Below are 20,293 nucleotides of genomic sequence, written 5' to 3'. Positions count from 1 at the left end.
TGCGGAACGCCGGATGGTTGGTGAAGTCCTGGACCCGCTCGCCGTGCAGCCAGATCTCGCGGCCGTCCTTGATCGATTCGATGTACTCGTCGCCGGTCATCGGCCGCGTGGCGAAATTCTGCTGCCGGTTCGCCGGGGAATCGGCGGCGACGTTCACCGTGGAGCGGTCGATCGTGTTCTCGCCGGGACGGGACTCGAGAGTGGTCATGGATATCTCCTTGCGGGTGAAGGGAACTGGTAAGTGGTTCCGGGCGGTGGTCAGTTCACCGCGGCATCGAGGTGGAGCGGGGTGACCCGGGTCCGGGCGTCGAACCAGCCGCTGTGCGGATCGTCCATCGAGCCGTTCCATGCGGCGGAGGCGCTCGGTGCGCCGAGTTCGTGGAAGGTGCTCCGGTAGAACAGCAGCGGGGCGGTGTCGCGGCACTGGGCGTCGACGATCTCGCCGATGTAGATCACGTGGTCGCCGCCGTCGTACTCGCGCCACGGGACGCAGGACAGGGTCGCCGCGGCCCCGGCGAGCACCGGCGCCGTGGGTCCGTCCTCGAACACCGGGCCGGGGGTCTGCGGCCGGCCGGCGAAGTGCAGGGCGGTGTCGACCTGGTCCGCGGCGAGGATGTTCACCGCGAACGGTGCGCCGGAGAGGAAGCCGCACGCCTTCGACGTGCGGGTCAGGGTGACCTGGCACAGCCGGGGCTCGAGGGAGACGGCGGTGAACGCGGTGACCGTCGCGCCGTGGGGTGTGCCCTCGTGGTTGGCGCAGGTGATCACGGTGACGCCACTTGCGAACTGTCCGAAGATGTTCCGGAGCCGACGCTGTTCCATTTCGGCGCTCCTCCCGGGTCGATCCGTGCTGGTGTGATGTAGACCATAGGAGCGGGTGGGTGCCGGCTGCGATCCGCTGAACGCGGTCGCTATCCGGTTAGCGCGGTCGGCGTGACCGATGGCCTCGTTTGCCCGGAGACGTGTTGCCCATCACACTGGGCAGTGGGTCCCGGGTATACCGGGACGAAGGTCCCGAATGGCGAACGGCGCCGAAGGTCCCGGGGACGGAAACGGAGGTACAGGGTGAGGTCGACGCCTGATCCGGCCGATTGGGACGAAGCCGAGCATGTGGTGTCCGACGCATACTTCCCGCACACCCTGGCCCCGCTGGCCGCCGGTACGGAACCGCACGTCGATGTCCGCGCGCTGCAGCTCGGTCCGCTGCGGCTGGCGCGAATCGGATGGGGCGCCGAGGTCACGGTGCAGTCGGACCATCCGGGTGCCTACGCGGTCAACATCCCCCTGTCCGGGCGCATCGAATCGGTGACGGCGGGCCGCGAGGTGGTCTCGGTGCAGGGACAGGCGTCGGTGTTCCGGCCGGACACCGCCGCCACCATCACCCGCTGGACCGACGACTGCGAGATCGTCGGCGTCAAGCTCGACCGCGACTACCTGGACCGTGAGCTGGCGCGGATCCTGGGACGTCCCGACCTGCAGTTGCCGGAGCAGGTGGACCTGACCGGGGAGGCCGGTCAGAGCTGGATGACCCTGCTGCGTTCGGTGGTCGACCAGCTGCGCGCGGACGAGGAGCTGTGGCGCAACCCATTGGTCGCCGAGCAGCTCTCCGGCGCCCTGACCTCGGCGTTCGTGCTCGCGGTGATGCCCGACGGCGGAACCGGCACCGCGGCGCGACCGCGGATCGTCAAGCGGGTCCTCGACCGCATCCACGAGGATCCGGCCCAGCCGTGGACGTCGGCGGACATGGCCGAGCTGGCGGGCGTGAGCGTGCGCCGCCTCCAGGAGGGATTCCGCGAGTACCTGGGGGTCTGTCCCCGCGACTACCTGCTCGACCTGCGCCTCGAGCGGATCCACGAGGAGCTCGCGGCCGGCGACCCGGCGGCGACGTCGGTCACGGAGGTGGCCATGCGCTGGGGGATGACGCACACCGGCCGCTTCGCCGCCGCCTACCGCCGCAAGTACGGCGTGACCCCGTCCGCGACCCTGCGCGGCTGACGAGACCTACCCGCGGTACCCGAGGTCGGCGCTGAGGTCGTTCGCGGACTTCACCAGGCAGTCCACGGCGAGCGCGCGGAATTCCTCGGGCGTGTGCCGGGCCGCCGACGTCGAGCAGGCGAGCACACCGACCACGGTGCCGGCGGCGTCGCGCACCGGCGCCGCCGCCGAGATGAGGCCCTCCTCGAGCTCGGCGGAGGTGAGCGCGTAGCCCTGGGCGCGCACCCGGGCCAGCTCGGCCCGCAGTTCGTCCGCGTTGCCGACGGTCGCGGTGGCGAGCTTCTCGAAACTCGTGTCGGCGACGACCTGCTCGACGGTGTCGGTGGGGGCCCACGCCAGCAGCGCCCGGCCCATCGACGTCGCGTATGCGGGGACCCGGGTGCCCACCGAGACGTTGATGCTCATGATGCGCCGCACCGGGACCCGGGCGGCGTACACCACCTCGGCGCCGTCGAGAACGCCGAGGGAGGCGGATTCGCCGGTGTACTCGGAGATCTCGACCAGCCGCGGCATGGCGGCCTCGACCAGGGCGTGCGAGGCGGAGTAGTGCTGACCGATGCTGAGCACGCGCGGGGTCAGCGACCATCGGCTGCCCGTGTTGCTCACGTAACCGAGCTTCTGCAGGGTCAGCAGGATGCGGCGGACCGCGGGCCGGGACAGGTCGGTCTTCGCTGCCAGTTCGGCGAGGGACGGGTTGGGGTGCTGTTCGTCGAACGCGAGCAGCACGGCAAAGCCGCGCTCGATGCTTTGGACGAAATCCCGGTCCTGGCTAGGCATTGCTGGCTCCTACCTGCGGTTTCGGCGCCCGGGGCCACCCGGGTGTTGACAATCACCTGTGACTGGACGCACAGTGTGTGTACGCACTGCGATACAGAAGTACGCACAGCGTACAACCCGAGTGGCGAGAGCGCCAGCCCCGCGATCACCACGACAGCTTTCGTGACCATCGTTCGAGCCTCGCCGAGGAGGACACATGACCACCACCGAGAATCCCACCGCCCACGCGTCCGGCAATGCGGCCACCGACAAGTTCAAGAACGAGCGCGTCTCGTCGGACACGTCGGTCGAGCGTGCCGCCGCCATCTACAAGGATGTGCTCGGGGCGTTCGCCGAGATCATCCACAAGCACGAGGTCACCTACGACGAGTACCGCGTGCTCAAGCAGTGGATGATCGACGTGGGCGAGTACGGCGAGTGGCCGCTGTGGCTGGACGTCTTCGTCGAGCACGAGATCGAAGAGGTGCACTACAACCGCAAGCACTTCACCGGCACCAAGGGCAGCATCGAGGGCCCGTACTACGTGGCCGACTCCCCGAAGCTGCCGGCCAAGTGCACCATGCCGATGCGTGAGCAGGACAAGGCGGCCGAGTCCCTGATCTTCAAGGGCCGGGTCACCGACCTCGAGGGCAACGGACTGCAGGGCGCCACCATCGAGTTGTGGCACGCCGACGCGGAGGGCCTCTACTCGCAGTTCGCCCCCGGCATCCCCGAGTGGAACCTGCGCGGCACCGTCGAGTGCGACGACGAGGGCAACTTCGAGATCACCACCCTCAAGCCCGCCCCCTACAAGATCCCCGCCGACGGCCCGACCGGCTGGTTCATCGAGTCCTACGGTGGACACCCGTGGCGCCCCGCCCACCTGCACCTGATGGTGAAGGCCCCCGGCAAGCGCTCGATCACCACCCAGCTGTACTTCCAGGGTGGCGAGTGGGTCGAGGACGACGTCGCGACCGCGACCAAGCCCGAGCTCATCCTCGACCCGCAGCCGAACGCCGAGGGCGTCGACGAGGTGACCTACAACTTCGTGCTCGACCCCGAGGCCTGATCGTCTCCATGGACCGGGTCCACGTGAGTTGACGAATGCCGGTGTCCACCAAGAGGACACCGGCATTCGTCGTCCCCGAGGGTCCACTGTTGCCCGCATCACCGCCGATATCCGATTGTGAGCTGTTCGATGTCCGACCCCGACCTGAAGATCGTCTCGATCGACACGACGATCATCGACGTGCCGCTGGTACGTCCGCACAAGTTCGCCACCACCACCGCCGAGAAGCAGCCCATCCTGCTCGTGGCGATCACCACCGCGGGCGGCGTCACCGGTTACGGCGAGGGCGTCGTGCCCGGCGGTCCGTGGTGGGGTGGTGAATCCGTCGAGACGATGAAGGCGATCGTCGACGGCTACATCGCCCCCTACATCGCCGGCCGCGGCGTCGACGAGATCAGCGGCATCATGGTCGACATCGAACGCGTCGTCTCCGGCGCCCGGTTCGCCAAGGCCGCCGTCGACGTCGCCCTGCACGACGCCTGGGCCCGCGCCCTCGGCGTCGGCGTGCACGCCCTGCTCGGCGGCGCCTTCCGCACCGGGGTCGACGTGCGCTGGGCGCTCGGCGCCGCGCCGGTCGAGGAGATCCTCGAGGAGGTCGAGGAGAAGATGGCGGCCCGCCTGAACTTCGCGTTCAAGCTCAAGATGGGCGCGCTCGACCCGAAGGTCGACACCGAACGTGTCGTCACGATCGCGCAGGCCCTCGAGGGCAAGGCCGGCGTCAGCATCGACGTCAACGCCCGCTGGGACCGGTTCACCGCGCTGCGGTACGTCCCGCAACTCGTCGACGGCGGCGTCGAACTCATCGAACAGCCGACCCCCGGCGAGCAGCGCGAGGTCCTCGCCGAGATCAACCATCTGGTGTCCGCCCCCGTCATGGCCGACGAGTCCGTGCAGACGCCGCACGACGCGCTCGAGATCGCCAAGCTCGGCGCCGCCGACGTCATCGCCCTCAAGACCACCAAGTGCGGTGGGTTGCAACGCAGCAAGGAGGTCGTGGCCGTCGCCAAGGCGGCCGGAATCCGCTGCCACGGCGCCACCTCGATCGAGGGGCCCATCGGCACTGCGGCGTCCATCCACTTCGCCTGCGCCGAGCCCGGGATCAACTACGGCACCGAGCTGTTCGGGCCGCAGCTGTTCGCCGTCGAGCTGCTGCAGACCCCGCTCGACTACTCCGACGGGCAGGTGCACCTCCCGCAGGGGCCCGGCCTCGGCGTCGAACTCGACATGGACGTCGTCAAGCACCTCGCCCGCGACTGACCACACCCGTGCGCGGTTTCGGTAGAAACAGCTACCGAAACCGCGCACGGCCCGAAAGGAGTACGCACCATGGCACTGTTCCACGTTCGCATGGACGTCGACATCCCCCGCGACCTCGATCCCGAGGTGCGGGCCGAGACCGTCGCGCGGGAGAAGGCCTACAGCCAGGAACTGCAGCGCGAGGGCAAGTGGCGGGAGATCTGGCGCATCGTCGGCAAGTACAGCAACATCAGCATCTTCGACGTCGACTCCGCCGACGAACTCCACGAGATCCTGTGGAACCTGCCGCTGTTCCCGTACATGAACATCGAGATCATGCCGCTGACCAAGCACGGATCCGACATCAAGGACTAGTGGCCGCCGGCAGGCCATACTCGGGTAATGGACCTGCCGCTGCACGACGTCTACGCCGAACCGACCCTCGCGGACCTGATGCCGTCCGTGCTCGCGTCCGCGGGGGTGCCCGGCGAGGCCAACCGTCTCGCGCTCGACGAGCAGTCCCGCACCGTCGTGTTGCTCGTCGACGGCATGGGGTGGAACCTGCTGCGGCGCAATGCCGCAGCCGCCCCGTTTCTCACCGGACTCGACGGCCGGCCGATCCGCGCCGGATTCCCCACCACCACCGCGGTGAGCATCGCGTCGCTGGGCACCGGCCTGGCCTCCGGCGCCCACGCCATCACCGGTTACCAGTCCTACGTCGAGGAGATCGACGCCCCGTTCAACTGGCTGCGCTGGACCCTCGCCGGGACCGCGGTCGACCAGCGTGAGCGGCTCGTCCCCGAATGGGTGCAGCCCCACCCGACGGCGTTCGAACGCGCCGACGCCGCCGGGCTCACCGTGACCACCGTCGTGCCCCGCAGCTTCGACGGCAGCGGGCTCACCCGGGCCGTGCTGCGCGGCGGCAACTTCGTCGGTGTCTCCGCCTACGGCGACCTGCTCGCCCACGTCGTCGCTGCCGTCGCCGCCGGCGACCGCACCCTCGTCTACTGCTACCTCGGCGAGGTCGACACGATCGGCCACCTCTACGGACCCGAGTCCCCGTCCTGGACCGCGCAGCTCACCGTCGTCGACCGGTTCGTCGAGCAACTCGTCGCGGCCCTGCCCGCCGGGGCGCGGCTGCTGATCACCGCCGACCACGGCATGGTCGACGCCTCCCGGGGCCGTCGCGCCGACTTCGACCACATCTCCGGCCTCTCGGAGGACGTCGACGCGATCGCGGGCGAACCCCGTTGCCGGCACGTGCACACCCGGCGGCCCGACGCAGTGCTGGAGCGGTGGCGCAACGAACTCGGCGACGACATGTGGATCGGCACCCGCGACGACGTGATCGCCGGCGGCCTGTTCGGCCCGGACCCGTCGCCCGCCGCGTGCCGACGCATCGGTGACGTCGTCGCGATCGGCCTCGGCGAGTCCACGGTGATCCGCTCCGACGGCGAATTGGTCATGTCGCAGCTGCCCGGCCAGCACGGTGCGCTGACCGAGGAGGAGCTGCTGGTGCCGTTGCTGCAGGTCTGAGGGCTGAGGGTCCGGAAGATACGTGTGACGGAGAGTACCTCGACCGCGTACCGGCCTCGTCCTATCGTGGCGTACATGCGCACCCACGGATCGACGATCTGGCACTGGACGGTGAGCCTGCGGGCGATCCTCGTCTTCTGGTTCGTGCGGATCTTCGTGAAGCCGCTCTTCACCTGGTGGCCTGCCACCGACCGGGGCATCGAGACCCTCAGCCGGCTCGACCGTCGCGTCGACAAGCTGCTGCCCCGACCGCGTGGCGTCGACATCGACCCCCTGACCCTCGGCGGGGTGCCCAGCGAGCGCATCGAACCGCCGCGACCCGCCCGGGACTCGCTCGCCGGGGTCACCATCCTGTACTTCCACGGCGGCGCCTTCGTGTTCTGCGGCCTCGCCACCCACCGCACCGTCTGCTCACTGCTCGCCGCCGAGTCGGGGGTTCCGGTGTACTCCGTCGCCTACCGGCAGCTTCCCGTGGGCTCGATCGGTACCTCCGTCATCGACGCGATGGCTGCGTACACCGCGCTGCTCGAGACGGTCGAGGACCCCACCCGCATCGTCGTCGCCGGTGACTCGGCCGGCGGCTACCTGGCGATGAAGGTCGCCGAGATCGCCGCGCTGCGCGGCATGATCCGGCCGGCCGCGGTGATCGGCTACTCGCCGCTGCTCAACCTTGAACTCGAGGAGCACGACCCCGACTTCATGAAGCGCGACGCGTACCTGCCGATGCGGCAGGTCGAGAAGCTACGCGACCGCTGGCTCGCCGGTCCCGACTACATCGAGGGCGAGGAGTCGCCCGTCCGTGCCGATCCGGCGCTGTTCCCGCCCGTGTTCTTCTCCGTCGCCGAGTACGAGATCACCCGACCCGACGTCGAGATCATGACCGGCGCCTTCGACGAGGTGGGCGCGACGGTCGAGACCCACCTGTGGGCCGGTCAGGTACACGCCTTCCCGGTGATAGGGCAGGTGCTGCCCGAGGCCCGCACGCTGCTGCACTACAGCATCGACTTCGTGCGGCGCACCGTCGTCGCGCAGGAGCGTCGCCACACGGCATGACCCCGTCGTGGCGGCCCGATGTCACATCCATTCGATCTGAGTGACGCGGTGTGACATTCGGCCGCGTGCCCGAGCGGTCAGGTGTTGGTGTCGGACGGGTTCGGGGTGTCGGGGAACCCGGCGGACGGGGGGCCGTCCTCGCCGGCCGTGCACGTGACCCCGAGGGTGTAGGCGCTCATCGACAGCGATCCGTACGCGAAGCCGTCGACCAGGGGTTCGACGAGATCGTCGCCCACACCAGCCAGGCCCGCGAGGTACAGCAGCGGGAGGAAGTGATCCGTGGTGGGGACCGCGTGCTCGAAGTCGGCGTGCCCGTCGAGACTCGCGACACCGTCGGGGCGGTCCATGATCATGACCCGCGCCGCCGCGTCGAACCGGTGCGCCCAGTCGAACCCCTCGTCCGGGAGGCGCCGATCCATGCCGGCGAGGTTGTGCACGATGTTGCCGCTGGCCACGACGAGAACGCCCCGTTCGCGTAGCGGCGCGAGCTTCGCGCCGAGTTCGAGGTGGTAGTCGAAATCCTGGTAGGCGTTCAGGCTCAGCTGCACGACCGGCACGTCCGCGGCCGGGAAGGCGTGGGTGAGCACCGACCAGGTGCCGTGGTCGATGCCCCACGAGTCGACGTCCGCGCCGACCCAGGTCGGATGCACGACGTCGGCGATCTCCTCGGCCAGTTCGGGCAGCCCCGGCGCCGGGTACTGCACGTCGAACAGTTGCTGCTCGAAGCCGAAGAAGTCGTGGATCGTGCGCGGGCTGGGCATGGCGGTGACGGCGGTGGCGTTGATGAACCAGTGCGCTGAGATCGCGAGGATCGCACGCGGCGTGGGGACCGCGCGCCCGAACTCCCGCCACGCCCGGGTGTAGCGGTTCGCGTCGAGCGCGTTGCGGGGGCTGCCGTGCCCGAGGAACGCGGCCGGCATGCGCGCGGACGGTTCGGCGGCCACGTCAGACGAGCCTCGGCCGGAGCCATTCCACGAGGTCGTCGAGGACCTGCTTCTTCTCCGGTTCGTTGAACACCTCGTGGTAGAGGCCGTCGTACAACTTCAGGGTCACGTCCGGCGACCCGACCCGCTCGGCGACGAGCCGGCTGCCGGCCGGGGCGGTCAACCGGTCCTCGGCGCCGTGCTGCAGCAGGATCGGCAGGTTCAGCGCAGGCAGCCGGTCGGGGAGGCTCTCCCCGGTGACGACGAGGGCCCGCGCGATGCCGGCGGGCACGAGCCCGTGGTGCACCAGCGGATCGGCTTCGTACGCGGCGACGACGTCGGGGTCGCGGGAGACGCCCGCGGAGTCGAGCTTTTGCACCGGTAGCTGCGGCAGCACGCGCCCGATGAGCTTGCCGAGTTCGACGACGACGCGCGGCGTGCCGGAGGTGACGTCGACCGCGGGGCCGGAGAGGACGAGGGCGGTGAGCTCGTCGGGGTGTTCGAGCGCGTAGGCCAGGGCGACGGCCCCGCCCATGGAGTGGCCGAGCAGGAACCGCGGCAGGCCGGGATTGTCGAAGGAGGCGATGCCGAACAGCCGGTTCACGTCGCCGGTGTACTCGGCCATCTCCCGCAGATATACGCGCCTGCCGCCGGAGCGGCCGTGCCCGCGGTGGTCGAGCGCGTACACCGTGAGGCCGAGATCCCCGAGGCGCTCGATCACGTGGTCGTATCTACGTGCGTGTTCGCCGAACCCGTGGCACAGCACGAGCACGCCGGTCGGGTCCCCGCCGGGCGACCACACGTCGTAGACGATGCGGGTGCCGTCGGCACTGGTGAACGAAGTCTCGGTTCGCTGCATGATCGCTCCTCACCGCGTGGATCCGCCGCCGGATCGGGTCATCCTTCCACGAAACGCCGCCGGATCGGTGCGCATTGCGGCGACCGCGCGGCTGTGTGTGCTGTGTGTTCAGTCCTCGGGTCCCGGCGGTGCCTCGCTGGTCATCGACCGTCGCAGCGCGAGGATCAGGCTCGACATCGCCGACGAGCGGGGCGCGTCGCTGCGGACCACGCCGCACACCGGGACGCTGAGGCGATTGCGCGCCTCGCGCATGTAGGCCAGACCCGTCCGTGGGGTCTCCGCGGCGGTGCTCGGGTACAGGACCGTCCACGCCCGCGGATTGGTGATGACGTCGAGGGTGGCGGTGTGGTCGCTCGCGATCGACGGCCCGAGCTGCACCCGGCGTCCCACCGCGCGGAAGGCGTCCTCGATCACCGTGTGGATGAGCACCTGGCTGGGCCGGGGCGGCAGCAGCAGCGGGTAGGGCGCCAGGTCGCCGAGGTCAACGGTGGAGAACGCGGAAAGCGGGTGCCGGCTCGACGTGACGATGACCAGGTCCTCGATCCCCAGTTCCACGGTCTCGAGACCCGGGCGGTCGACGCCGCCGCGGATCAGGGCGACGTCGGCGTCGCCGCCGGCGACGGCGTCGATCCGGTCGGCGAAGCTCTTGATGACGAACTCGATGTCGATCGCCGGGTACTGCTCGCGGACGTGGGCGATGGCATCGAGGCTCTGGGACGCGAAGGTCATGTTCGCGGCGATGCGGATGCGGTTGCGCGGTTCGCGCGCCACCGCATACGCCTGCGCCTCGAGGCTGAGCACCTGCTGCGCGATGGGGACCAGCCGCGAACCGGCGGGGGTCAGCCGCACCACCCGGGTGGACCGCTCGAACAGCGACGTATCGAGTTCCTTCTCGAGCCGGGTGATCTGGTGACTGATGGCGGACTGGGAGATGAAGCACTTCTGCGCGGCCTTGCTGAAGCTCAGCTCCTCGCTCACGGCGAGGAAGTAACGCAGCTGCCGGAAGTCCATGCCCCCAATCCTACTTATGAGCGATCGAGATAAGACTTCCGCGAATACGGCAGGTTGGTGGCCATCGGTCTGCCGTCTCCATACGGTGGTTGTCATACATCGACTTCAAGGTGGAGGTAGAGGTAATCGTGGGCAGCACAGCAGTGACCGATCGGACCGAGGTCGTCGTCGTCGGTTCGGGCTTCGGCGCGCTGGCAACGGCGAAGAAGCTCGCCAAGGCCGGGACGCCGTTCGTCCTGATTTCGGAGACCACCGAACATCTCTTCCAGCCCCTGCTGTACCAGGTCGCCACCGGCGTGCTCTCGGCCGGCGAGATCGCCCCGTCGATCCGCTCCATCCTCGCCAAGTACCCCAGCGCGGACGTCCGCCTCGGCCGGGTCGTGGACGTGCGGCCGGACGTGCACGAGGTCGACTACGTTGCCGGCGGCGTCGTCCACACCGTCGGGTACCGCTCGCTCGTCGCGGCGACGGGTGCGCGCCAGGCCTACTTCGGCCGCGACGAGTTCGAGAAGGTCACCTACGCCCTCAAGACCGTCGAGGACGCCGAGCGGCTGCGCCGGCAGATCCTGCGGTGCTTCGAGGAGGCGCACACCACCACCGACCCGGAGCGCCGCCGCAACCTGCTGAGCTTCGTGGTCATCGGTGCCGGCGCGACGGGCGTCGAGCTCGCCGGCCAGATCAAGGAACTCGCGGGCCGCTACTTCGAGCAGTCGTTCCACGACATCAGCGCCGACGACGTCTCCGTCACCCTCGTCGAGGGCGCGGGCGAGGCCCTCCCGGCCTTCGGTGGCAAGCTCAGCGAATACACCAAGCAGTCGCTGGAGAAGTCGGGTGTCGACGTCGTGCTCGGCACCTTCGTCACCGACATCGACGAGCACGGTGCCACGCTCAAGGCGGGCGACGAGGAGCGCCGGATCACCGCCGAGACGATCATCTGGTCGGCCGGCGTGCGCGCCAACGACTTCGCCGGAGTCCTCGCCGAGCGCACCGGTTGCGCCACCGACCGTGCGGGCCGGCTGCTGGTCAACCCGGACCTCACCGTGGGCGGCTACGCCGACGTGTACGCCATCGGCGACATGACGTCGCTGAACAACCTGCCCGGGCAGTCGCCCGTCGCGATGCAGGGCGGCCGCCACGTCGCGCGGACCATCCTCGGCAAGCAGCCGGTGGGCACCCGATTCAAGTACCGGGACAAGGGCAGCATGGCCATCATCAACCGCTTCCGCGCGATCACCCGCGTCGGAAAGATCGAGCTGAGCGGCTTCATCGCCTGGGTGCTGTGGCTGGCCGTGCACCTGGTCTACATGGTGGGCTTCCGCAACCGCTACGTCGCGGTGATGTCGTGGTTCGGATCCTTCCTCGGTCACCGGCGCCCGCACTTCCACTACGCGCAGGAGCAGCACCGGCTCGACGCCGATGTCCCCGACGACGTGACCGTCACCGCTGTACCTGCCCGGGTCGACCGCGCTCCCGAGAAGAAGCCGGAACCCGAGAAGGTCAGCGTCCGATAGGACGACTCGACGAGAACCGGGCCCCGTGCCGTTCACTGCGAACGGCACGGGGCCCGGTCTTCTCGCTGCCCCTGCCCCCTGCCCCCGGCCTCTGCCGCGGCACCCGTCGCGCATCCGCACCCGGGTGCAGTGTGTTCGCCGGGAATGCCGGGGGACGTGTGTGGTTGGATGCGGCATGACGACTCTTGCCGAGAAGGCCGTAGCGCTGAAGTCTCTGCACGTTCCGGGTGACCCGGTGGTGCTGCCGACCGTGTGGGATGCCTGGTCGGCGAACCTGGCGGTGCAGGCCGGTTTCGCCGCGTTGACGATGGGCAGCCATCCGGTGGCCGACTCGGTCGGCAAGCCGGACAACGAGGGTATGACGTTCGAGGAGCTGCTGACCCGGGTCCGGCAGGTCACCGCAGCGGTCGACGTCCCGATCTCGGTGGATGTGGAGTCCGGTTACGGCGAGGCCCCCGCTCGGATCGTCGAGGGGCTGCTCGGGGCGGGCGCTGTCGGATTGAACGTCGAGGACACCGTGCACAGTGAGGGCGGCCGGCTGCGCGAGCCGGCCGAGCACGCCGAGTACGTGGCCGGGTTGCGTGCCGCCGCCGACGCCGCCGGCGTGCACCTGGTGGTCAACGCCCGCACCGACCTGTTCGTCAAGAAGATCGGTGACGAGTCCGACCGGGTGGACCGGGCGATCGACCGCCTGAAGCTGGCCGCAGATGCCGGCGCCGATGTGCTCTATCCGGTGGGCTTCCACAGCGACGAGGTCCAGCGGCGACTGACGTCGGAGCTGCCGTTGCCGGTCAATGCGATCGCCCACCCGGCGAAGAACGATCTCGCGTCGCTCGCTGCTCTCGGCGTCGCCCGGATCAGCTTCGGGCCGTTGCTGCAGGCCACCCTGGCCGAGCGGGCGGGTGAGCTGCTGGGGCGGTGGCGCTGAACGATCGCGCAGCGCGCGTTCGCCGGCCGGGTGACTCCGCCGACGTCCCACTCCGCACCGCTCGGCGACCGCCGACGGTCGTCCGTCACGGCTCCGTCCGCGCCGCCAGCACGTCCAGGTAGTGCTGGTTGTACATCACGCCGAGCACGTTGCCGAACGGGTCGACCACCGAGGCGGTGACGAATCCGGGGCCGTGCTCGACCGGCTTGTCGTGCACCGTCGCACCCATCGATTCGAGCCGCTCGAGGGCGGCCGCGGGATCGTCGACGTGCCAGTAGGTCGTCGCGGGGCCGGGCTGCCCGGGGCGCTCGTGGGCGACGAACCGGCCGTCGACGATCCCGAGTTCGTGCCCGTAGTCGCCGGTGCGGAACTCGAGGTATGCAAGCCTGCCCTCGACGGAGCGTCGGAAGTACGGCTCGACGCCGAGCAGTTCGGTGTACCAGGCACCGGCGGCCGTCAGGTCGTCGGCGAAGAAGCTGACGGTGGAGAGTCCTCGCAACATGGCTCGTTCCTTTCCTCGGGGGGTGTCGACATCCATCCTGCGGGCGAAAGCGCTCACCTTCCGAGCACTTTTCGTGAGACATTTCGGGGATGCGCGCCGACCGTCTCGTCGCCGTCCTGCTGCTCCTGCAGAGCCGTGGGCGGGTGACCGCCGCCGAGCTCGCCGCCGAACTCGAGGTGTCCGTGGCCACTGCTCGCCGCGACCTCGAGGCGCTGTCCGCGGCGGGGATCCCGGTGTATCCGCAGCCCGGACGCGGCGGTGGGTGGTCGCTCGTCGGCGGCGCCCGCACCGACCTCAGCGGGCTCTCGGCCGCCGAGGCGCAGGCACTGTTCCTGCTCGTCGGCCCCGCGGCGGCCGTCTCCGGTGAGGTCAAGACCGCCCTGCGCAAGCTGGTGCGGGCGCTGCCGACGACGTTCCGGGCCGACGCCGAGGCCGCTGCGGACGCCACGATGATCGATCCCACCCGGTGGGGCGCGCGAGACCGGCACCGGCCCGAGACGGTCGATGTTCTGCAGGCCGCCGTCGTGCGGCGACGGAGAGTGCGCCTCGTCTACACCGACAGCGCGCGCGAGCGTAGTGAGCGGCTGGTGGACCCGTGGGGTCTCGTCGACAAGGACGACATCTGGTACCTGATCGCGGGGACCGATCGCGGCCAGCGCACCTTTCGCGTCGATCGGATCGTCCGGGCCGAACCGACCGACGAACCGGCCGCGCGCCCGGACGGCTTCGCGCTCGACGCCGCGTGGCGGCACGTCGTCGGCGAGGTCGAGCAGCGGCGGTCACGTACCTGGGCGACCGTCCTGCTCGCGGCCCGGTTCGTGCCGATCCTGCGCGACCACTTCGGCCGGCACTGCCACGCCGCCGGCGAACTCGGCGACGGGCGCGTCCGGGTCCGCGTCGCCGCACCGACGCCGCTGGACATCGCTCGCACTCTCGCCGGCTGGGGCGCGATGATCGAGGTGACCGAACCGCCTTCCGTCCGGGCGGAACTCGCGCGGATCGGCGCGGAGCTCACCGGCCGCTACCGCGATCCGGAAAGCACCGGTGCGGCACCGGAACGGGATTGCCGGTAGATCCGGCTCGCGGAAGACGTGTGCAGGTCTCCCGTGGTGGCGACGATCCGGCGTGCCGTGCGGGTATTCGGTGACGTGGACGATCGGCGGGTCGAATCGGCTTGTGCGAGAGGAAGTGACGTCGCCGGCGAACGGCGGCGATTCGTTCGGCGTCCCCTCCGTCGCGCCCGCACGGCGCGGCCCGCCGTGCGTGGCCGGACGGGATCCCGGTCGTGCCGGGGGTAGACTCCCGGCATTGTGGGAGAGCCTGGGGATCGCGACGCCGTGGACGCCATCGTCGCGCATTGGGCCGTGGCCCGTCCCGAACTCGACGTGTCGGGGCTGAAGGTGTTCGGTCGCCTCCACCGGAGCTTCCTCGTCTACAAGTCCCGCATCGCGCCCACGTTCGAGGAGCACGGGATCAACGATTCGGGGTTCGACGTTCTCGCCTGCCTGCGCCGCGCCGTGCCGCATCATCGGCTCACCGCGGGGGAGCTGGCCGACCAGACGCTGGTCACCACCGGCGGGCTGTCGCTGCGCGTCAATCGGCTCGAGCAGGCGGGCCTGGTGACCCGATCGAAGGACAGCCAGGACGCCCGGGTGGTGTATGTCGAGCTCACACCCGCCGGTGCCGCGCTCGTCGACTCGGTCGCCGACGCGCACTTCGCCAAGTTGCGCGCGATGCTCGGCGACCTCGACGCCGGCGAGCGCGAGACGCTGGCGCGCCTGCTCGCCCGTCTGGAGCACTCCGCCCGAGCGGCCGAGTTCGAGGACTCGGGCACCGGTGTGGGCGTGGACTCGGACGCCGATCGGCCGGTCTGACGCCGCAGTCGGGCGTCCGCCGAGAAAAATTTCGGGGACCTCTATGGCCCCCGCCACACCGCTGTGACCTGCGTCTCCTCCGTTTCGGCCCCGTAAATCCGGCGTAACGACCGGCTGATCTGGGCATTCGGCTATTGACCTCTTTGCGCTAAGACGATACAAATCTCTTAGTGCAAAGATATCGACTCGGCGCGCACCACCCTCCGGCTCCGCGAGCAGCGTGGTCCGCGTCCGTCCCGACCGAACGGACCTCCCTCATGCCCATTGCGTACGCGTCCCCTCTCCAGGTGGGACCCGCCGAGCACGAGCCCGAGTCCGTCGACACGGTCGACGAGATCCTCGTCGCCGGCCGATGGCAGCGTGGACTCGGTGAGTGCATCGAGTCCGTCGACCCCGCCCCCGGCCGGGTCTTCGCGAGCCTGCACACCGCGACCGTCGACGACGTCGACCGGGCCGTCACCGAAGGTCTGCGCGCCGCCCGCGGCGGGTGGTCGGCACTGCTCCCGCACGAGCGTGCACGGGTCCTGCACCGCGTCGGCAACGCCCTCGACGACGAGGCCGAACGGGTGGCACGGCTCCAGACCCTCGACACCGGCAAGACACTGACCGAGACCCGGGCCCTGGTTGCCAGCGCCGCCAACACGTTTCGCTACACCGCGGCCGCACTCGAGACGATGGACTCCGCACTGACCACGCCGCGGGGGCCGTGGTTGACCATGTCGACGTACCAGCCGATGGGCGTCGTCGCCGCGATCACGCCGTGGAACTCACCGATCGCGTCCGACGCCCAGAAGATCGCCCCGGCCCTCGCCGCCGGCAACGCCGTCGTGAGCAAGCCGCCGGTGTGGGCGCCGTGGGTGACGCTGCGTCTCGCCCGCATCTGCGAGGCGGCCGGGCTGCCCGCGGGGGTGCTCTCGGTCCTGCCGGGATCCGGGCGCACCGTCGGCGAGGCGCTGGTCCGGCACCTGGACGTCGCCAAGGTCACCTTCACCGGCGGCACCGAAACCGGCCGTCACCTCGCGCATCTCGCCGCCGACAAGCTCATGCCGATCACGCTCGAACTCGGCGGTAAGTCCCCGACGATCGTGTTCGAGGACGCCGATCTCGAACAGGCCCTCGCCGGCGTCCTCTACGGCGTCTTCTCCTCGTCCGGGCAGAGCTGCATCGCCGGATCCCGGATCTTCGTCCACCGCAGCATCGCCGAGACCTTCACCGGCGAACTCGTCCGGCGCGCAGCGGCCCTGCGTCTCGGCCCCGGCGCGGACCCGCGCACCCGGGTGGCTCCGATGGTCACCTTCGCGCACCGGGACCGGGTGGCCGCGATGGTCGACGACGCCGTCGCCGCCGGGGCCCGGGCGTTGTGCGGGGGCGCGATCCCGGCCGACGAACGGCTCTCGTCCGGCGCGTACTACCCGCCCACGGTGCTCACCGGAGCCGACAACGCCGCGACGATCTGCCGCGAGGAGGTCTTCGGTCCGGTGGCCGTCGTGCTGCCCTTCGACGACGAGGAGGACCTGATCGCGCAGGCGAACGACTCGGTATACGGGTTGGCCTGCGGCATCTGGACCTCCGACTACCGGCGGGCGTGGCGCGTGGCCGGCGCGGTGAAGGCGGGCACCGTCTGGATCAACACCTACAAGCAGTTCAGCATCTCGACGCCCTTCACCGGTCTCGGCGACAGCGGTCTCGGCACCGAGAAGGGACGCGAGGGCATCCGCCAGTACTGCGATCAGAAGAGCATCTACCTCGACCTGTCCGGCGAACCGATCGCCTGGGCCACCCCCGACCCGACAGAAACCCGAAAGGACTTTTCCCGGTGACCGATTCGATTACCGCGACCCACGACCGCACCGCCCACCCGTACAGCCCCGCCTACGCCGTCGCCGGCTTCGGGTTCGTCTCCGGCGCCCTGTCGGTCGACGAGCGCGGAATCGCCGTCGACGGTACGACCCCCGCCCTCGACGCCGCGATCGCCCGCCTCGGCGAGCGCCTCGCGACCATCGGCATGACCCTGGCCGACGTCGTCAAGACCACGTACTTCGTGACCGACGTGACGCTCCGCGACGAGGCGAACCGCCACTACGAGAAGGTCTTCGCCGAGCCCCGGCCCGCCCGCTCGTTCGTCGAGGTCGCCGCCCTGCCCTACGGCGCCACCGTCGAGATCGAAGCCGTCGCGCATCGCGCCTGAACCCCCACCGCACGAAAGGACCCACCGTCATGGCCGCACCCGAGAAGACCACCGTCGACCTCGAAGCCCTCATCGACTCCTGCATCGCCAGCCGCGACAGCCGCTACGAGGACTGGGACACCCTCGGCTTCCAGGCCGCCAAGGGCGGAGATCGCTTCAAGCGTGCCCAGATCCGCTACATCGGCTCCGGTGCCACCGGCAACCACGAGGGCGACGCCCGCACGCTGCCCGCCGAGCACTTCACCCTGTCCAACATGCGGCTGCCCGCCGGTGCGGTCGGCCCCGAGCACACCCACCACGACGTCGAAGAGGTGTTCTTCGTGCTCGAGGGTGAGCTCGAGGTCGCGGTCCACGACGTCGAGGACGGCACCCGGAAGGCCGTCCGCCGGCTCGGCTACCGCGACATGATCCGCGTTCCCGCCGGCGTGCCGCGCAGCCTCGCGAACGTGGGCGACACCGACGCCCTGTTCTGCGTGATCATCGGCGCCGCGAAGCCGCAGCTGCCCACCTACCCGCCGAGCTCGGAGATGTACGGCGTCACCCGCTGACGCCGCCGAGAAGACCCTCCACCGACAGGGAGATCACCGATGGAGCAGTCCGTCCGACGTCGCCTCCGCGTCCACCAGAAGACCTGGGAGGCAGACGGAGTCACCAGCGTGACGTTCGTCGATCCGACCGGTGCGCCGTTGCCGCAGTGGCAGCCGGGCGCGCATCTCGCCCTGCACCTGCCGAACGGTGTGGTGCGCGAGTACTCGCTGTGCTCGGATCCGCGGGACACCACGCGCTGGACGGTCGCCGTGCTGCGCGCCGAGCGCTCCCGCGGGGGCAGCGCCTACGTGCACGAGTCGCTGCAGATCGGCGCGGAGATCGACGTCGACGGACCGCGCAGCGCCTTCGCCCTCGACGCCGCCGCGACCGACCACGTCCTCGTGGCCGGCGGCATCGGCATCACCCCGATCGTCGCGATGATGCGGGAGCTGCGGGCGACGGGACGGCCGTGGCGCCTGCTCTACGCCGGACGCTCCCGGCAGGCCATGGCGTTCGTCGACGAGATCGCCGCCCATCCCGCCGAGCAGGTGACCGTCCACGCCGACGACGAGGCCGGGGGCCTGCCGGACCTCGCCGGGCTGCTGTCCGGCCTGCCGCCGACCGCCGTCGTCTACTGCTGTGGTCCCGCCCCCCTCATGGACGCGGTAGCCGCGACCGTCCCGGACCCCGGTCAGGTGCGCACCGAACGGTTCGCGGCCCCGGAACCGGCGCCGCGCCAGGGGGAGGACACCGCCTTCGACGTGATCGTCGAGAGCACCGGCCGCCGCATCCCGGTGCCGCCGACCGTGTCGGTGCTCGACGCCCTCGCCGCCGCCGGTGTGCCCGTACCCAGCTCGTGCACCGAAGGCATCTGCGGGACGTGCGAGGTCGGGGTGATCAAGGGCGACGTGGACCACCGCGACTTCCTGCTCACCGAGTCCGAACACGCCGCCGGATCGACGATGTTCCCGTGCGTGTCCCGTTGCCGCTCCGCCGAACTCGTACTGGATCTGTGAGAAGGGAACCGGAACGCATGTACCACCACCAACTTCCGCGCTACAGCGACTCGCCCGTCTGCCGGCTGCGCGCCCTGCGCTCGGTGACCCTCTCGGTGCCGGACCCCGCCGCGTCGCGGGACTTCTACCACGAGGCCTGGGGACTGACGACCGTCGATGCCGACGGCGACCGATTCTGGCTGCGCGCCACCGGACCCGAGCATCACGTGCTCGCGGTCGAACGGGCCGACGTCAACGCGCTGGGACGGATCAGCTTCGCCCTCGCCACCCCGCGCGAGGTCGACGACGCCGCACTGGCCCTCGACCGGCTCGGCATCCCGCTGCTGCGCACGCCGGGCCCGCTCGACGACGCCGGGGGCGGCTACGGCCTGCAACTGGTCGATCCGGAGGGGCGGTGCCTCGAGTTGTCGGCCGACACCCACGCGGTGACCGAGCAGGAACCGGCCGGCCGCCGGGCCATCCCCCGCAAGATCGCCCACGTCGTGCTCAACACGACCGACATCGAACGCACCACCGCCTTCTACACGCAGGTGCTCGGCATGCGGGTCTCCGACTGGTCGGAACGGCAGATGTCCTTCCTCCGCTGCAACTCCGACCACCACGTCATTGCGCTCAACCGGGCGTCGTGGCCCTCGCTCAACCATGTGGCGTACGAGATGCAGAGCCTCGATCACTTCATGCGCGGCATCGGCGGGCTCCGGGCGCACGGCATCGCGCCGCAGTGGGGCCCGGGCCGGCACGGCCCCGGCGACAACACCTTCTCCTACTTCACCGACCCCGCGGGCCTGGTGTGCGAGTACACCTCCGAGGTCGCCCAGATCGACGAGGACGCCTGGCTGTGCCGCACGTGGAAGCGCACACCGGAACTGTCCGACCAGTGGGGGACGGCCGGGCCACCCACCACGACCGTGCGCGCCGCCATGGCCGGCAGCCCCGACCCGGGTCACCGCGACCGCGTCGAGGCCCGCGACGCCGACTACTTCTACGGGGCCGGCCTCGCGGCCGGAGCGCCGTCGTGACCGCGGACGCCGCGGTGACCGGGCACCTGCACGTCGCGCGGCTCGGGACGGGGGAGCCGGTGCTCCTGCTGCACGGCATCGGCGGCAACGCGAACTCGTGTGCACCGCTCGCGGCGGAACTCGCCGCCCGCGGACACGCGACGTACCGGCTCGACGCCGCGGGGTACGGCCGCTCCGCCGACCCGGTCGAGGTCCGGCACGACCACGCGACGGACGTCCTGGACGTCCTCGACGACATCGACCCGGTCCGGCCCGTGCACCTGGTGGGCACGTCGTGGGGCGGAGTCGT

The 20,293-nt window shown here is 70.3% G+C and carries 23 protein-coding genes; 16 read left to right on the top strand and 7 right to left on the bottom strand.

All coding sequences use genetic code 11. The features are described from left to right. Window positions 1-208, bottom strand: a 208-nt coding sequence (locus CQZ88_RS16040; RefSeq protein WP_308410809.1) for a 4-hydroxyphenylacetate 3-hydroxylase N-terminal domain-containing protein, incomplete at its 3' end; no start/stop codon positions are given. A 50-nt stretch (window positions 209-258) separates the two neighbouring features. Then, window positions 259-822: a flavin reductase family protein gene (locus tag CQZ88_RS16035; protein WP_102800019.1), complete on the bottom strand. Its 564-nt coding sequence runs from the start codon at window positions 820-822 to the stop codon at window positions 259-261. 243 nt (window positions 823-1,065) lie between these two features. Here CQZ88_RS16035 and CQZ88_RS16030 point away from each other — a divergent pair, with 243 nt between their 5' ends. Continuing rightward, a complete protein-coding gene (locus CQZ88_RS16030; RefSeq protein WP_043802485.1) occupies window positions 1,066-1,995 on the top strand; it encodes an AraC family transcriptional regulator in 930 nt (309 codons plus the stop codon). A gap of 6 nt (window positions 1,996-2,001) precedes the next feature. Here CQZ88_RS16030 and CQZ88_RS16025 read toward each other — a convergent pair whose 3' ends face one another. Next, the gene (locus tag CQZ88_RS16025; RefSeq protein WP_043802481.1) at window positions 2,002-2,772 is read right to left on the bottom strand and encodes an IclR family transcriptional regulator C-terminal domain-containing protein; all 771 of its coding nucleotides are present in this window, start codon (window positions 2,770-2,772) and stop codon (window positions 2,002-2,004) included. 196 nt (window positions 2,773-2,968) lie between these two features. On the opposite strand from CQZ88_RS16025, the gene catA reads away from it, so the two are divergent. From catA to CQZ88_RS16000, 5 genes are all read left to right on the top strand, one after another. Continuing rightward, complete coding sequence (catA, locus tag CQZ88_RS16020) at window positions 2,969-3,820, top strand: catechol 1,2-dioxygenase (RefSeq protein ID WP_029546511.1); 852 nt, start codon at window positions 2,969-2,971, stop codon at window positions 3,818-3,820. Window positions 3,821-3,949: 129 nt separating this feature from the next. Next, window positions 3,950-5,077: a muconate/chloromuconate family cycloisomerase gene (locus tag CQZ88_RS16015; protein WP_029546510.1), complete on the top strand. Its 1,128-nt coding sequence runs from the start codon at window positions 3,950-3,952 to the stop codon at window positions 5,075-5,077. Window positions 5,078-5,146: 69 nt separating this feature from the next. Beyond that, window positions 5,147-5,431, top strand: coding sequence for a muconolactone Delta-isomerase (gene catC / locus CQZ88_RS16010; RefSeq protein ID WP_029546509.1), 285 nt, complete (start codon window positions 5,147-5,149; stop codon window positions 5,429-5,431). Window positions 5,432-5,458: 27 nt separating this feature from the next. Next, window positions 5,459-6,592, top strand: a complete 1,134-nt coding sequence (locus CQZ88_RS16005; protein WP_029546508.1) for an alkaline phosphatase family protein — start codon at window positions 5,459-5,461, stop codon at window positions 6,590-6,592. A 75-nt stretch (window positions 6,593-6,667) separates the two neighbouring features. After that, window positions 6,668-7,645, top strand: coding sequence for an alpha/beta hydrolase (locus CQZ88_RS16000; RefSeq protein ID WP_029546507.1), 978 nt, complete (start codon window positions 6,668-6,670; stop codon window positions 7,643-7,645). A gap of 77 nt (window positions 7,646-7,722) precedes the next feature. On the opposite strand, the gene ygiD is transcribed toward CQZ88_RS16000, so the two are convergent. The 3 genes from ygiD to CQZ88_RS15985 form a co-directional block, all read right to left on the bottom strand. Next, entirely contained in the window at window positions 7,723-8,565 is an 843-nt protein-coding gene (gene ygiD, locus CQZ88_RS15995; protein ID WP_029546506.1) for a 4,5-DOPA dioxygenase extradiol, read from the bottom strand. 25 nt (window positions 8,566-8,590) lie between these two features. Beyond that, window positions 8,591-9,427 carry an alpha/beta hydrolase gene (locus tag CQZ88_RS15990; RefSeq protein WP_043802475.1) on the bottom strand — a complete coding sequence of 279 codons (837 nt, stop codon included), beginning with the start codon at window positions 9,425-9,427 and terminating at the stop codon, window positions 8,591-8,593. Window positions 9,428-9,535: 108 nt separating this feature from the next. Further along, a complete protein-coding gene (locus tag CQZ88_RS15985; RefSeq protein ID WP_029546504.1) occupies window positions 9,536-10,438 on the bottom strand; it encodes a LysR family transcriptional regulator in 903 nt (300 codons plus the stop codon). Window positions 10,439-10,581: 143 nt separating this feature from the next. Between CQZ88_RS15985 and CQZ88_RS15980 the strand changes: the two genes are divergently transcribed. Both CQZ88_RS15980 and CQZ88_RS15975 read left to right on the top strand, forming a co-directional pair. After that, the gene (locus tag CQZ88_RS15980) at window positions 10,582-11,949 is read left to right on the top strand and encodes an NAD(P)/FAD-dependent oxidoreductase (RefSeq protein WP_029546503.1); all 1,368 of its coding nucleotides are present in this window, start codon (window positions 10,582-10,584) and stop codon (window positions 11,947-11,949) included. A gap of 175 nt (window positions 11,950-12,124) precedes the next feature. Further along, window positions 12,125-12,877, top strand: coding sequence for an isocitrate lyase/phosphoenolpyruvate mutase family protein (locus CQZ88_RS15975; RefSeq protein ID WP_102800018.1), 753 nt, complete (start codon window positions 12,125-12,127; stop codon window positions 12,875-12,877). Window positions 12,878-12,962: 85 nt separating this feature from the next. Here CQZ88_RS15975 and CQZ88_RS15970 read toward each other — a convergent pair whose 3' ends face one another. Then, the gene (locus CQZ88_RS15970) at window positions 12,963-13,379 is read right to left on the bottom strand and encodes a VOC family protein (protein ID WP_006938318.1); all 417 of its coding nucleotides are present in this window, start codon (window positions 13,377-13,379) and stop codon (window positions 12,963-12,965) included. 89 nt (window positions 13,380-13,468) lie between these two features. Between CQZ88_RS15970 and CQZ88_RS15965 the strand changes: the two genes are divergently transcribed. The 8 genes from CQZ88_RS15965 to CQZ88_RS15930 form a co-directional block, all read left to right on the top strand. Next, on the top strand, window positions 13,469-14,452 hold the full coding sequence (locus tag CQZ88_RS15965; RefSeq protein ID WP_102800017.1) for a YafY family protein: 984 nt from the start codon (window positions 13,469-13,471) through the stop codon (window positions 14,450-14,452). Window positions 14,453-14,716: 264 nt separating this feature from the next. After that, window positions 14,717-15,253 carry a MarR family winged helix-turn-helix transcriptional regulator gene (locus tag CQZ88_RS15960; protein WP_006938322.1) on the top strand — a complete coding sequence of 179 codons (537 nt, stop codon included), beginning with the start codon at window positions 14,717-14,719 and terminating at the stop codon, window positions 15,251-15,253. A gap of 257 nt (window positions 15,254-15,510) precedes the next feature. Beyond that, window positions 15,511-17,073 (top strand): aldehyde dehydrogenase, encoded by a 1,563-nt coding sequence (locus CQZ88_RS15955; RefSeq protein ID WP_102800016.1) that lies wholly within the window; start codon window positions 15,511-15,513, stop codon window positions 17,071-17,073. Continuing rightward, window positions 17,070-17,441, top strand: coding sequence for a RidA family protein (locus CQZ88_RS15950; RefSeq protein WP_102800015.1), 372 nt, complete (start codon window positions 17,070-17,072; stop codon window positions 17,439-17,441). The genes CQZ88_RS15955 and CQZ88_RS15950 overlap by 4 nt, the downstream gene beginning before the upstream one ends. Before the next feature lie 29 nt (window positions 17,442-17,470). Then, entirely contained in the window at window positions 17,471-17,989 is a 519-nt protein-coding gene (locus CQZ88_RS15945) for a cupin domain-containing protein (protein WP_006938328.1), read from the top strand. 108 nt (window positions 17,990-18,097) lie between these two features. Next, window positions 18,098-18,985 carry a PDR/VanB family oxidoreductase gene (locus CQZ88_RS15940; RefSeq protein ID WP_102800030.1) on the top strand — a complete coding sequence of 296 codons (888 nt, stop codon included), beginning with the start codon at window positions 18,098-18,100 and terminating at the stop codon, window positions 18,983-18,985. Window positions 18,986-19,002: 17 nt separating this feature from the next. Beyond that, window positions 19,003-20,004 carry a VOC family protein gene (locus CQZ88_RS15935; RefSeq protein ID WP_072636482.1) on the top strand — a complete coding sequence of 334 codons (1,002 nt, stop codon included), beginning with the start codon at window positions 19,003-19,005 and terminating at the stop codon, window positions 20,002-20,004. Next, window positions 20,001-20,293: alpha/beta hydrolase (locus tag CQZ88_RS15930; protein WP_258008623.1), on the top strand; the 293-nt coding region annotated here is incomplete at its 3' end. The genes CQZ88_RS15935 and CQZ88_RS15930, both read left to right, overlap by 4 nt.

Source organism: Rhodococcus sp. ENV425, from assembly GCF_002887785.1.
GTDB lineage: Bacteria > Actinomycetota > Actinomycetes > Mycobacteriales > Mycobacteriaceae > Rhodococcus > Rhodococcus aetherivorans.
This window is presented reverse-complemented; position numbering and strand designations above follow the sequence as displayed.